The 12,491-nt window shown below is 45.8% G+C and carries 13 protein-coding genes; 12 read left to right on the forward strand and 1 reads right to left on the reverse strand.

Annotation, left to right across the window (positions count from 1 at the left end):
- Positions 1–10: 10 nt before the first annotated feature.
- The 8 genes from pilW to F893_RS05065 all read left to right on the forward strand — a co-directional run bounded on the left by pilW (position 11) and on the right by F893_RS05065 (position 8,271).
- Positions 11–811: a type IV pilus biogenesis/stability protein PilW gene (gene pilW / locus F893_RS05030; protein WP_005103248.1), complete on the forward strand. Its 801-nt coding sequence runs from the start codon at positions 11–13 to the stop codon at positions 809–811.
- Entirely contained in the window at positions 802–1,593 is a 792-nt protein-coding gene (locus F893_RS05035; protein ID WP_004647463.1) for a helix-turn-helix domain-containing protein, read from the forward strand. Before pilW ends, F893_RS05035 begins: the two co-directional genes overlap by 10 nt.
- A gap of 23 nt (positions 1,594–1,616) precedes the next feature.
- A complete protein-coding gene (gene ispG / locus F893_RS05040) occupies positions 1,617–2,738 on the forward strand; it encodes a flavodoxin-dependent (E)-4-hydroxy-3-methylbut-2-enyl-diphosphate synthase (RefSeq protein ID WP_004278355.1) in 1,122 nt (373 codons plus the stop codon).
- A 3-nt stretch (positions 2,739–2,741) separates the two neighbouring features.
- The gene (gene hisS / locus F893_RS05045) at positions 2,742–4,037 is read left to right on the forward strand and encodes a histidine--tRNA ligase (protein WP_005103249.1); all 1,296 of its coding nucleotides are present in this window, start codon (positions 2,742–2,744) and stop codon (positions 4,035–4,037) included.
- A 30-nt stretch (positions 4,038–4,067) separates the two neighbouring features.
- Positions 4,068–4,766 (forward strand): YfgM family protein, encoded by a 699-nt coding sequence (locus F893_RS05050; RefSeq protein WP_005250753.1) that lies wholly within the window; start codon positions 4,068–4,070, stop codon positions 4,764–4,766.
- Complete coding sequence (bamB, locus tag F893_RS05055; RefSeq protein WP_005103251.1) at positions 4,763–5,911, forward strand: outer membrane protein assembly factor BamB; 1,149 nt, start codon at positions 4,763–4,765, stop codon at positions 5,909–5,911. The genes F893_RS05050 and bamB overlap by 4 nt, the downstream gene beginning before the upstream one ends.
- A 167-nt stretch (positions 5,912–6,078) precedes the next feature.
- Positions 6,079–7,488 (forward strand): ribosome biogenesis GTPase Der, encoded by a 1,410-nt coding sequence (gene der / locus F893_RS05060; protein ID WP_004278348.1) that lies wholly within the window; start codon positions 6,079–6,081, stop codon positions 7,486–7,488.
- A gap of 138 nt (positions 7,489–7,626) precedes the next feature.
- Positions 7,627–8,271 (forward strand): 4'-phosphopantetheinyl transferase family protein, encoded by a 645-nt coding sequence (locus F893_RS05065; RefSeq protein WP_005103255.1) that lies wholly within the window; start codon positions 7,627–7,629, stop codon positions 8,269–8,271.
- Positions 8,272–8,294: 23 nt separating this feature from the next.
- Here F893_RS05065 and F893_RS05070 read toward each other — a convergent pair whose 3' ends face one another.
- Positions 8,295–9,065 (reverse strand): SDR family oxidoreductase, encoded by a 771-nt coding sequence (locus tag F893_RS05070; protein ID WP_005250754.1) that lies wholly within the window; start codon positions 9,063–9,065, stop codon positions 8,295–8,297.
- An 89-nt stretch (positions 9,066–9,154) separates the two neighbouring features.
- Here F893_RS05070 and mazG point away from each other — a divergent pair, with 89 nt between their 5' ends.
- The 4 genes from mazG to folK all read left to right on the forward strand — a co-directional run bounded on the left by mazG (position 9,155) and on the right by folK (position 12,440).
- Complete coding sequence (mazG, locus tag F893_RS05075) at positions 9,155–9,967, forward strand: nucleoside triphosphate pyrophosphohydrolase (protein ID WP_005103258.1); 813 nt, start codon at positions 9,155–9,157, stop codon at positions 9,965–9,967.
- Positions 9,927–10,349, forward strand: coding sequence for a ComEA family DNA-binding protein (locus F893_RS05080; RefSeq protein ID WP_005103262.1), 423 nt, complete (start codon positions 9,927–9,929; stop codon positions 10,347–10,349). The genes mazG and F893_RS05080 overlap by 41 nt, the downstream gene beginning before the upstream one ends.
- Before the next feature lie 136 nt (positions 10,350–10,485).
- Complete coding sequence (pcnB, locus tag F893_RS05085; RefSeq protein ID WP_004647477.1) at positions 10,486–11,958, forward strand: polynucleotide adenylyltransferase PcnB; 1,473 nt, start codon at positions 10,486–10,488, stop codon at positions 11,956–11,958.
- Complete coding sequence (folK, locus tag F893_RS05090; RefSeq protein WP_005103266.1) at positions 11,955–12,440, forward strand: 2-amino-4-hydroxy-6-hydroxymethyldihydropteridine diphosphokinase; 486 nt, start codon at positions 11,955–11,957, stop codon at positions 12,438–12,440. Before pcnB ends, folK begins: the two co-directional genes overlap by 4 nt.
- Positions 12,441–12,491: the final 51 nt, after the last annotated feature.

Consider the following 12,491-nt stretch of genomic DNA (forward strand, 5'->3'; position numbering starts at 1 on the left):
AGGTCGCCAGTTGAGAAATCTAACATCTAAGTTTGCTTTGATTTCAACAGTATGTGTGTCTTTGGTTTTAGTCGCGTGTCAGACGCCAGATCTGGGTCAGAAAGACCCTGAAAAGGCCACCAAAGTCCGTACCCAATTGGCGGTAGAATATTTGAGAACAGGTGACCTGGATGCAGCTAAACGTGCGCTGGATCAGGCACTTGAAAGCAGTCCGCGTGATTCTCAAGCGAATATGATGATGGGCGTGCTATTGCAGCAGGAAGGTAGCAAGCTTAATCTCGAAAAAGCAGATCATTATTTCAAGCGTGCGATTTCGGCAGATCCGAAAAATGCACAGGCGCGAAATAATTACGGCACTTATTTATATCAGCTTGAACGCTATAATGATGCGATCGAGCAGTTTCAAATTGCTGGTGCCACGTTGGGTTATGATCAGCGATTCCGTGCATTGGAAAATATGGGGCGGATTTACCTGAAACTGGGTGATACAGCAAATGCTGAAAAATCATTCAAACAGGCGCTGCAAGCCAATCGCGATTCTTATATTTCAATGTTAGAGTTGGCAGAAATATTTTATTTGAACCAGCAGTTCCCGGCGGCGACACAAATGTATCAACAGTTTGTGCGTGGTGTGGGACAGAAAAATCAGGGTGCCCGTGCGCTCTGGGTCGGCATTCGCACTGCGCGTGCCGGGGGTGATCAGTTGGGTATGCAGGTATTGGTCAACCAGTTACGTGCACTTTTTCCTGAAAGCCAGGAATACCAACGTTATTTGCAATTACAGTACAGTACTGAGGCCGTATGGAAGTAAATCCTAATTCACCATCGAATCATTCGAGCGTAGCTCCAAATGCGTTAGGAAATATTCAACGTCCGGGCGAGTACTTGCGCCAGATTCGTATCAATCAGCAGCGCAATCTGGAAGATGTAGCGAAAGAGCTGAACATCCCGGTCAAAACCCTGACTGCACTGGAACAGGACGAATATAAGTCTTTGCCTGAAGCAACCTTTATCAAAGGTTATTACCGGACTTATGCCAAATTTCTGGGTGTAGATGCGTCTAGTATTATTCAGCGTTTTGATGAAATTTATACCAATGATACCGGGCTGCTGCCGAACCATGCCCTGAACAATTCTCCTATTAAAATTATGGGGAAATTGCCAGGGTCTAAGCGGGACCGCAATCGTAAGTGGTTAAAGCGCATTTTTATTACGCTGGTATTGCTGCTGATTTTGGGTGCACTGTTTGCCATGATTCAGAACTGGTCAAGTAGTAATTCACAAAATAGCAGTGAAGTCTCTGGAGTAGGCGCTTCTAATGTCGAGATTCTGAATCTGGATACAGGTGCCGCACTTTCCGGTGATCAGCTGAAACTTGATTTTAACCGTCCGACTTCGGTGCATATTGTCGACTCGGCGGGTAATGTTCTGGCAACTGGCCGTCAGGCATCGAGCTTGCAGCTGAATGGTGAAGCGCCATTCCAGATTCGTCTGGATGATGCATCGGCTGTATCACTCAGTTTAAATAATGAAAATATTTCATTGTCACCCTACACTGTGAACGGAAAAGCAGAATTCCGTTTATCACCTTAATAGATCAAGAGTAGAGCAGAACGATGATCGTAAATCCAATTAAACGTCGTCCAACACGTAAAATTCGTGTGGGTTCAGTTTATGTGGGTGGTGATGCACCAATCAGTATCCAGTCGATGACTAATACTGAAACCTGTGATGTAGCAGCTACGGTTGCACAGATTCAGCGCTGTGTAGATGCCGGTGCAGACATCATGCGGGTTTCTGTACCTACCATGGAAGCCGCGGCGGCATTTGGTGAAATTCGCAAGCAGGTCAATGTACCTTTGGTCGCCGATATTCACTTCGATTATAAAATTGCTTTGGCAGTTGCGGATTTGGGTGCAGATTGTCTGCGGATTAACCCGGGCAATATCGGTTCTGAAGCGAAAATTCGTGAAGTTGTGGCCGCAGCACGTCATAACGATATTTCCATGCGGATCGGTGTCAATGCCGGTTCACTGGAAAAAGATATTCAAAAGAAATATGGTGAGCCGACTGGCCAGGCTTTGCTTGAATCTGCGATGCGCCATATCGATATTTTAGACCGTCTGGATTTCCAGGAATTCAAAATTTCAGTCAAAGCATCGAATGTGTTCCTGACCATGGATGCGTATCGTTTGCTGTCACAGCAAATTGATAATCCGCTCCATCTGGGTGTCACAGAAGCGGGTATTTACCGTACCGGTTCGGTTAAATCTGCCATCGCTCTGGGCGGCCTGCTGATGGAAGGCATTGGGGATACCATGCGTATTTCCTTAGCTGCTGAGCCTGAAGAAGAAATTAAAATCGGTTTTGATATTCTGAAATCGCTGGGTCTGCGCTCAAACGGGATTAACTTCATTGCCTGCCCAAGCTGTTCACGTCAGGAATTTAATGTGATTTCCGTGATGCAGCAACTTGAAGAGCGTTTAGAAGATATTCGTACCCCAATGGATGTCTCGGTCATTGGCTGTAAGGTCAATGGGCCGGGCGAAGCCAAAGAAGCGGATATCGGTGTAGTGGGTGCAGCACCACGTTCACTAGTGTACCGTAATGGTGAGAAGAGCCATTTAATTGACACGAATCAATTGGTTGATGAAATCGAAACCATGGTTCGTCAACGTGTTACCGAGCTTGAAGAAGCTAAATCTAAAGAAATTATTCGTACAAGTTTTCCTGAGTAGATCATGAGTTCAATCGTCGCAATCAAAGGTTTTAATGACATTCTCCCAACGCAAACCCCAGCTTGGAGACGTCTTGAACAGCATCTATCCGGTTTGATGGATGCCTATGGCTATCAACAAATTCGTTTGCCTATCGTAGAACAGACTAATTTGTTTAAACGTTCGATCGGTGATGCAACCGATATCGTTGAAAAAGAAATGTATACCTTCCTCGACAAGGGTAATCCGCCTGAGTCGTTGACGTTACGTCCTGAAGGGACGGCGGGTTGCGTACGTGCCATGCTGGAGCATAACCTGCTGCGCGGTGCGACGCCTCGCGTCTGGTATATCGGCCCAATGTTCCGTTATGAAAAACCGCAAAAAGGCCGCTACCGTCAGTTCCACCAGTTTGGTGTGGAAACTTTTGGTGTTGCGACTCCGGACATGGACGCAGAACTGATTTTGATGACGGCGCGTCTGTGGAAACGTATGGGTGTAGCAGACAAGGTTCAGCTTGAGTTAAATACACTCGGTGAGTCGGATGAGCGTGCAGCATATCGTGCGGCACTGGTTGAATTCCTGGAGTCGCATAAAGCGGATCTGGATGAAGATTCTCAGCGCCGTCTGACCACGAATCCATTGCGTATTCTGGATTCTAAAGATGCCAAAACACAAAGCATCTTGGAAAATGCACCGAAACTTCATGATTTTATGGGTGAAGAAACGCTGGCGCATTTTGCCCAGTTACAGCAGTATTTGACTGATGCAGGCGTAAGCTTCGTGATCAATCAAAAACTGGTACGTGGTCTGGATTACTACAACAAAACTGTTTTTGAATGGACCACAACTCACTTGGGTTCACAAGGTACAGTTTGTGCCGGTGGCCGTTATGACGGTCTAGTGGGTCAACTTAAAGGAAAGGCAGATCAGTCTGTCCCTGCGGTCGGTTTTGCTATGGGGATCGAGCGTTTATTGCTTCTGCTTGAACAGGTTGAAGACAATACCCGGGCACGTGATTGTGAAGTATTCCTGGTGGCTGAACCGGCTTCTCAAGGTAAAGCTTTGGTCATTGCGGAGCAGATCCGTGATCAGCTTGAAGCAGCAGGCAGTCAGGTTCGTCTGAAAGTAGGCTCACAGGGTTCAATGAAATCGCAAATGAAAAAGGCTGATCAAGCCGGTGCTTTGTATGCGGCGATTTTGGGTGAACGTGAACTGGAAGCTCAGGCGTTTACTGTGAAAGAGCTGGCAACCGCAGAGCAATCGAATGTACCATTTACGGACTTCGTTGCATTTTTTAGTACTAAAATTTCTTCAAAATAATCGATAAAACATTAGGAAAAGGGTAATCTCATGAGCGCAATGAGTGGTGATGAACAGTTTGAAAGCTTAAAATCCTTTACGAAGAAATATGGTTCTTCGATGATTACCGGGATTTTAATTGCGCTGATTGCCTTTTTTGGATGGGAATATTGGCAGAAGAAAAACCTGGCAGAGTCGCAAATGCACACTGCCAAGGTTCAGCAGTTGATGGATGATGCACAGGCATCGAAAGGTGATGGTTTTGCCAAGCTGTCTGAAACTGCGGACAAAATTGTCAAGGAAGCGCCTGACTCAGCTCAGGCGATTCAAACCCAGTTAGTCATGGCGAAACTGGCTTATGACAAAGAAGATTATGCTGCGGCCGAGAAAGCACTACAGAAAGTTGAAAACTCGAAAGTAGATGATAAAGGCCTGGTTCAGGTGGTTAAACTTCGTCTGGCCTATGCGCAACTGGCACAGAAAAAATATGATGCTGCATTGAAAACTTTAGAAGCAGTGACTGAACCTGCATTTAAAGCAACTGCCGATGAAGCATGTGGCGATATCTATGTTGCCAAAAATGATATTGAAAATGCGAAAAAAGTATATCAAAGTGCATGGGATGCTTTGATTGAACGTAAAGAAGAACGTCAGATTTTACAAATTAAGCTCGAAAGCGTAGGCGTGTTAGTCGATGATCCAGAAATCGAACGCCCAATTATAGAAACACAAGCGGAAGAAGCTGCATGAATAGAAAATACAAAATTACCTGTGCCTTGACTGTTTTAACGCTTGCACTGGCTGGCTGTGCAGGTAAAACCACTAAAGTTCCAGAAGTAAAACCGAATCCACTTCCAAAACTGACCCAAGCCAAAACCCTGGTCCCTGTATTTTCCACCAGTGTGGCGTCAACAGATGCTGCTGATCCGTTGCGTTTACGTCTGGATGCAGACAATGGCGTGGTCTTTGCGATTGACCCGAAAGGCGAAGTGTCTGCATTTAAAGGCAAACAGCGTCTGTGGCAGAAGAAAGTCAGCAAAGACAATTTAAGTTCTGGCGTTGAAGCTGCCGAAGGTCTTGTTGTCGTCGGCAACCAGAAAGGTCAGCTGTTTGCGCTAGATCAACAAACCGGCGAGCAGAAATGGACTGCGCAATTGACGGGTGCTTTACTGGCGCCTTCACTGATTCATGCAGGGCGGGTCATTAGTGTCAGCAATGACGGCACCGTATATGCGCATGAAATTGCGACGGGTGCGCAAGTTTGGACTTATAACTTACCTAATGTACAATTCAGCCTGCGTGGCATGGCTGCACCTGTTGCATTAGATGCTCGTAATGTACTGATTGCATCTTCCAATGCTTATATCTATGCACTGGATGCCTTAAGCGGTGTGCCAAAATTACAGCGTCGTGTCGCAGTGTCGGATGGGCGTTCTGATATCCAGCGTCTGGTTGATATTGACGGGGAACCGGTCGTTGCAGGCCAGTTTGTGGTGACCACCAGTTATCAAGGTCAGGTGACTGTGCTGGATTTAGCTTCACAACAGGTGGTCTGGAGTGAAGATGCCAGCAGTATCCAGCGTCCAGAAGTTGTGGGCAATGGTGTATTTGTGGCGCAAACCGATGGCAAAATCAAAGCCTTTGAAATTACCTCGGGTCAACCGCTTTGGGAAAATGACCAGTTGCTGAATCGCAAGTTAAGTAATCCGGTGATGCTGGGTACTGATCTTGTAGTCGGTGATCTGGATGGTGTCTTGCACCTGATTGATCCGCGTACCGGACAGATTACTGGTCGTTCGAAAACCTCTGGGGAAGTACGTAGCTTACGCGTCATCGACAACCAGCTGTATGTTTCCACACGCAAGGGCGCATTAAGCATTTGGCAGAACCGTTAATTTTAACGAGCCTTATGCTAAACTAGCCACAACCGTATTTTGTGAACGCGGGGTGATTGAAAAATCAATGCCCCGTGTTTTTATTTAGGGTATTTCCCCCTTATATCTTCCTATGCTTTCTGATGTTCAGGCCACTTTGACGCCTGATATTGAATAAAGGTTACTCTATGAAACCCGTAATTGCGCTCATTGGTCGTCCGAACGTCGGAAAATCAACGCTGTTCAACCAGATTACCAAGAGCCGTGACGCATTGGTGGCAGACTTCGCAGGTCTGACACGCGACCGTAAATATGGCGATGCTACCTATCAAAATAAATCTTTCATTGTGGTCGATACTGGCGGTATTGGCGAAAATGAAGGTGGGATTGACTCCTACATGGCAGAGCAATCCAAGACTGCCATTCATGAAGCCGACATTATTATTTTTGTGGTTGATGCGCGTGCCGGACTACTGGCTTCCGATGAACAGATTGCACGTGAATTACGTACTTTAGGCAAAAAAGTCTTTCTGGTGGCCAACAAGGTTGATGGCGTACATGCTGAAGCTGCCCTGGTTGAATTCTACAAACTGGGTATGGGCGAGCCGTTACAAGTGGCAGCCAGCCATGGTCGTGGTGTTCAGCAGATGTTGGAAGACGTACTTGCTGATGTACCGGAAGATGAAAATCCGGAAGAGCATGACAAAAATACGGGTCTGCGTTTAGCGATTATTGGTCGTCCGAACGTAGGTAAATCAACGCTGGTGAACCGCTTGCTCGGTGAAGAGCGTGTGGTGGCATTTGACCAGCCGGGTACAACACGTGACTCGATTTATATTCCATTCGAGCGTGATGGCCGTCAATACACCCTGATTGATACTGCCGGGGTGCGCCGTAAAGGTAAAGTTGATGAAATGATTGAGAAATTCTCGATTGTTAAAACTTTACAGGCAATGAAAGATGCTAATGTCATTGTTGTTGTGGTTGATGCGCGTGATGGTATTGTTGAGCAGGATTTGCATTTGATTGGCTATGCACTTGAAGCGGGTCGTGCCATGGTTATTGCAGTCAATAAATGGGATAACATGACTGAATATGATCGTAAGCAATGTAAGCTTGATGTAGAGCGTCGCTTCGATTTTATTCCATGGGCCAAAGTGCATTTGATTTCTGCATTGCATGGAACGGGCGTGGGCGATCTTTATCCATCGATTCACCGTGCTTATGATTCATCTCGTTTGAAAGTATCACCAGCAAAAATCACCCAGATTTTAAATGATGCGACAGATGCCCACCAACCGCCGATGGTTCAGGGTCGTCGTATTAAAATGCGTTATGCGCATATGGGTGGACAAAATCCGCCAACGATCGTTATTCACGGAAACAAAGTGGATAAAACCCCTGCGGATTATCGTCGTTACCTGGAAAATGTGTTCCGTAAAGTGTACAAGCTTGAAGGTACACCGATTAAAATCGAGTTTAAAACTTCTGAAAACCCGTTTGAAGGCCGTAAGTCTCAAGTGGATGAGCGTGCAGCTGCACGTAAACGTCGTTATGTACAGAAGTTCAAAAAAGCCGAGAAGAAATTTAAGCGTTAATTTTATAGTTTAAATTTTTCGGATAAAAAGCCTGCGTAAAGCGGGCTTTTTGTTTTGAGAAAATAATGAATTTCTCTCCCAATAAAAGTGTAAATTCTTTTACACTCAAATCAATTGACATCTTTTTAATGGATTAATGTGGCTCGGCTGATTCAAATTCATCTGCATCAACTTTCTGATCTGACTTGTTATCAATTGTCAGACCGCAAAACCCAGGTTGCCGAACGGAAAAGCGAAGTGGCATTTTTGCGCAATCAGCTTTTATCTCAATCTTTTGAATTGTCAGTTAGTGATCAGCAGGTGGTGCGGACGAATTTTGGCAAGCCTTATTTAAAGGACTATCCGGATTTCAGTTTTAATCATAGTCATAGTCAAAATTTCTACGCCTTGGCCACGAGCAAGCAAGTTCAGAACTTAGGAATTGATATTGAAGAACTGAATCGTAAAGTCCGTTTTGAAGCTTTGGCACAACATGCCTTTCATCCCGAAGAACTTAAAAAGTGGCAAGTGCTGGATTATGATCCTGAATACTGGTTTAAAGTCTGGACCACCAAAGAAGCGGTGTTAAAGGCATCAGGCTTGGGAATCCGGATCAACCTGAATGAACTCAATACCAATATCCATCCTGAACAAAATGGCGGACGCTGCGAACATCCAGAGATTGGCGTCTATGCTTATCAAAATTATTCTGTTGCTGGCTGTATGCTCACCGTGGCCTGGCAAAGTGAGCATTCCTGCAAAGGGTTGAGATTTCCAGTGATCCAGATTCATCACACTGTCTAAAACAAAATCAATCCGAATATTTTTTATTTTCTGGAAATGAGCAGGTTACTCAGCCGATTCACAAATTGCGGACTCATTCGCGATAAATGAAATAAAAACTGGCTTTTGAAACCAACCAGATGATGCGTTGCTTGCCAGATAGAATCTTTGAGTTCTGCCAGTTTCAGAATATCTTGTGCAACATCTTCTGCTTTTAAATGTACGCCCATCTTTTTGATGCTTTCTGCCTGCATATCTTTGACCATGGCCGTACTGACGAAAAGCGGCATGACATCCAAGACTCGAATCCCATAGGGTTGCCACTCAATATCCAGACTTTCAGTCAGGCCACGCACTGCAAACTTGCTGGTGGAATAACTGCTTAAATCGGCCTGGCCATAAATCGCCGAAGCGGAAGATAGATTAATGATGCGGGCAAATGAAGATTCTTTTAAATAAGGGAAAGCGGCATGACAGCCGTTCATGACCCCTTTGACATTAATATCCAGAGTCCGGTGATGTGCATCAATAGTAGTATCTTCAAAAGGCCCTGAATATAGGATCCCGGCATTATTGACCAGAATATTGATTTCACCTGCCCAAGCTGAAAATTCGGCTAAAGCTGTTTCCCAAGAAGCATAGTCAGCTACATCGAGAAAACCGGCTTTGGCATGTTCGCCCAGTTGCTGGGCCAGTTGTTCTGCCTGTTCCACCTGAACATCATAAATGCCCACCTTGTAGCCGTGCTGGTAAAATAGGGTGGCCGTCGCGGCACCAATTCCTTGTGCTGCACCACTAATCAATATACTGTGCATGTGCCTGATCTCCTTATTGTCTTTTTTTTGAGCATAACAAGGAACTGGCAGATTGACGCGACTATTTGGTAAAAAAGAGGTTTTTGAATATGGAACAACTACTCAAGGTCATGCGTGAATTACGTGAAAAATGTCCATGGGATCAGCAGCAGACCCCCGAATCTCTGACCAAATATGCGATTGAGGAAGCTTATGAAGTCGAAGCAGCAGTCCGCTCTGGAAAAGTCGACGATGTCCGCGATGAGCTAGGTGATTTGCTGCTACAGGTGGTGTTCCAGTCGCAAATGTACAGCGAGCAGGGGGCTTTCGATTTTCAGGATGTGGTGCAGGCCATTACCGATAAACTGGTTCGCCGTCATCCGCATGTATTTCAGGCTGAACAATTTGCAAAAATGAGTCCGGAAGATGTGTCTGAGCTATGGAAAGAAATCAAACAGCAAGAAAAGCAGGGCAAGCCGCGTTCACGTCTGGATGATATTAAACATGCACCGGCTTTGGCGCAGGCTGATGAAATTCAAAAAAATGTCGCCAAAATTGGTTTTGATTTTCCGGACATGGCGGGTGCTTATGCCAAGCTGGAAGAAGAACTGGCTGAATTAAAAGAAGCGGTAGCCGGACAAAATTCCGATGAAATACAGGAAGAATTTGGCGACTGCTTATTTTCTCTGGTGAATGTTGGTCGTAAACTTGGCATCTCCAGCGAGATGGCATTATTGGGGACGATCCATAAATTCCGGACCCGCTTTGCCTTAATGGAAGATCAGGCAGAACGACAACAATTAGACCTGGAAAAGCTGTCACTGGCTGAACTTGATCAGCTCTGGGAACAGGCTAAATTAGAATTAAAACAAAGAGCAGCACATGAAAAAAATACCTTATCAAATCGGTCCAACGTGGATTAGTCTTCTTTTAAGTTGTTGGCTGGGCTTTATTTCTATCGGAACTGTGCATGCGACTGCGACCGATTATATGGAATGGAAGACCCAGCAACAGCAACATGACGCTCGCCTGAAGAAAAAAGCTGCCTCCACGGCTTCATCAGAAAGCAATCACTATCTGGCGAAGCCTGCATTATCGGCATCTTCTGCTGCTGATAAAATCAGTTTGAATAATGCAACTGTGGAGCAATTACAGCAGCTAAATGGTATTGGTCAAAAAAAGGCTGAAGCCATTATTGAACATCGGCAAAAAAACGGAAAATTCAAAAGCATTGAAGAGATCCAGCTGGTCAAAGGCATTGGGCCGGCATTGTTTGCCAAAAACAAGGCCAAATTGGCCTTGTAAGGCGACAGCATGGATCATGACTAGCTGATTGATTTGACTCGCAGGATTGACATAATCAAATTGCCCTTTAGGCGTGTAAGCGATATGATTAGCGTCATCTTAGAATTTTACGTTCAGACGTAGGAGACAGCGTCTTTTGCAAACTTTGCGCGCGTCAAAATGTGGTTTATCAACCGCTCAATTACCTTCTTATATTCTCGATGTGATTGATGCCTTAAACAAGGCAGGCTATGAAGCTTATATCGTGGGTGGTGGTGTTCGAGATCTGATGTTAGGTTTGAATCCTAAAGATTTCGATGCAGTTACCAATGCAACCCCGGCTCAGGTCAAGGAAGTTTTCGGACGACGTTGTCGAATTATCGGACGACGTTTCGAACTGGCGCATGTCTATTCAGGGCGGGAACTGGTTGAAGTGGCAACCTTTCGTGCACCACCAAAAAAAGCAGTGACCTCGGCCGCGGGAATGATTCTGCGTGATAACAACTGGGGCAGCATCGAGCAGGATTTTGCCCGTCGTGATTTCTCCATCAATGCAATGTACTACCAGCCGCGTAAAGGTATTGTGCTGGATTTCTGCAATGCAGTGGATGATATTCACAGCAAAACCTTACGCTTACTCGGCGATCCGACTTTAAGATTTGAAGAAGATCCAGTGCGGATGCTGCGAACCCTACGTTTTGCCGCCAAGCTGAACTTTAATATTGATGAAGCGATTCTGGATGTCTTTACGCCGGAAATGACCCAGTTGCTGCGTGATGTTTCTCCACATCGACTTTATGATGAATCACAGAAACTGTTTACCATGGGACACCTGAATCGTGTCTTGCCAATGCTGATCGATTTTGGGATCTGGCAGCAGTTATTTGCAGATATCAAGCCTGAAATTACGCCATTTATGGAACGCGCTGCGAAAAATACCGATCAGCGTATTTCTATCGGCAAGACCATCAACCCGGCCTTTTTCTATGCGGTATTGTTGTGGCAGCCATTCCTCGAGCGTTGTGAATTCTATCTAAATAAAGGCGTGGTAGCCGCCGAAGCTCGTGCCCAAGCTGGTCTGGACGTGTTAAAACGTCAGGCGACTCGTACCATTATTCCACGTTTTGCGGAAACCTTTATTCGTGAAGTCTGGGAAATGCAGACTCGTTTGTTGAATCCAAAACCACAGCAAATCGAGGCCTTGTCCAGCCATGCGCGTTTCCGTGCCGGCTTTGACTTTTTGCTGCTGCGTGAAAAATCAGGCGATGCAACTGCACAAGGCATGGGCAGCTGGTGGGATGCTTACCAGCAAATGAGCGGTGACGAGAAAGAACGGGCCATTAGCCAGTATAACCGTCAGCGTGCCAAGAGCCGTCGCAAGGCGAGTCAAGAAGAACATCTGGAACAGAAATTGACCCAGCAGCAAGATCTCACCGAGATTGAACCGTTGGTAAATGAACCTGAACCACGCAATCGTCGAGTGCGCAAAGCCAAGTTTGAAGACAAGGTGAAACCTCTGTCGCATGTAGCAGCCAGTGCCAGTGGTGAAATTGGCCTAGATCATCCGATTATGAAACGTAAGCGGGTGAAACGTGATCTGAGTCAGGTGGTATTTGGGCCAACACAATGATCGTGACGTATATTGGCCTGGGCAGTAACCTGGGTGATTCACGCCAGATTCTGGCAGAAGCTGTACAGAAACTGGCGACCTTGGGGCAGGTGAAAACTTCGAATCTGTATCAAAGTCCACCGATGGGACCACAGGATCAGCCGAACTATCTGAATGCAGTGGTGCAGTTAAATACCGATCTGGCCGCTTTAAGCTTGCTGGATCGTTTGCAAGCCTTTGAGCAGGACGCAGGTCGGGTACGTTTACGTCATTGGGGCGAACGTACACTGGATCTGGACTTACTAATCTACGGCAATGAGCACATTCAAAATGATCGTCTTACCGTGCCGCATGTCGGGGTGTTAGAGCGTGATTTTGTCCTGATTCCACTTCTGGATATTGATCCTGAAATACAGGTTCATGGACACAGATTAAAAGACCTGGACATCGTCAAACAGTCGACCCTTGCGGTACTCGATGACAGCAACTGGGCAAATATTTAATTTTTAAGTGATGGTAGTTTCGACAGAACTTTCAAGCATAGAGGAACATTT

This window comes from Acinetobacter sp. CIP 102136, from assembly GCF_000369685.1.
Lineage (GTDB): Bacteria > Pseudomonadota > Gammaproteobacteria > Pseudomonadales > Moraxellaceae > Acinetobacter > Acinetobacter fasciculus.

Excerpts from the sequence above, each read along its gene's own strand:
- ispG (WP_004278355.1), top strand. The coding sequence starts at position 1,617 with ATGATCGTAAATCCAATTAAACGTCGTCCAACACGTAAAATTCGTGTG.
- der (WP_004278348.1), top strand. The coding sequence starts at position 6,079 with ATGAAACCCGTAATTGCGCTCATTGGTCGTCCGAACGTCGGAAAATCA.
- bamB (WP_005103251.1), top strand. The coding sequence starts at position 4,763 with ATGAATAGAAAATACAAAATTACCTGTGCCTTGACTGTTTTAACGCTT.
- F893_RS05070 (WP_005250754.1), bottom strand. The coding sequence starts at position 9,065 with ATGCACAGTATATTGATTAGTGGTGCAGCACAAGGAATTGGTGCCGCG.
- F893_RS05080 (WP_005103262.1), top strand. The coding sequence starts at position 9,927 with ATGAAAAAAATACCTTATCAAATCGGTCCAACGTGGATTAGTCTTCTT.
- F893_RS05050 (WP_005250753.1), top strand. The coding sequence starts at position 4,068 with ATGAGCGCAATGAGTGGTGATGAACAGTTTGAAAGCTTAAAATCCTTT.
- folK (WP_005103266.1), top strand. The coding sequence starts at position 11,955 with ATGATCGTGACGTATATTGGCCTGGGCAGTAACCTGGGTGATTCACGC.
- mazG (WP_005103258.1), top strand. The coding sequence starts at position 9,155 with ATGGAACAACTACTCAAGGTCATGCGTGAATTACGTGAAAAATGTCCA.
- F893_RS05035 (WP_004647463.1), top strand. The coding sequence starts at position 802 with ATGGAAGTAAATCCTAATTCACCATCGAATCATTCGAGCGTAGCTCCA.
- hisS (WP_005103249.1), top strand. The coding sequence starts at position 2,742 with ATGAGTTCAATCGTCGCAATCAAAGGTTTTAATGACATTCTCCCAACG.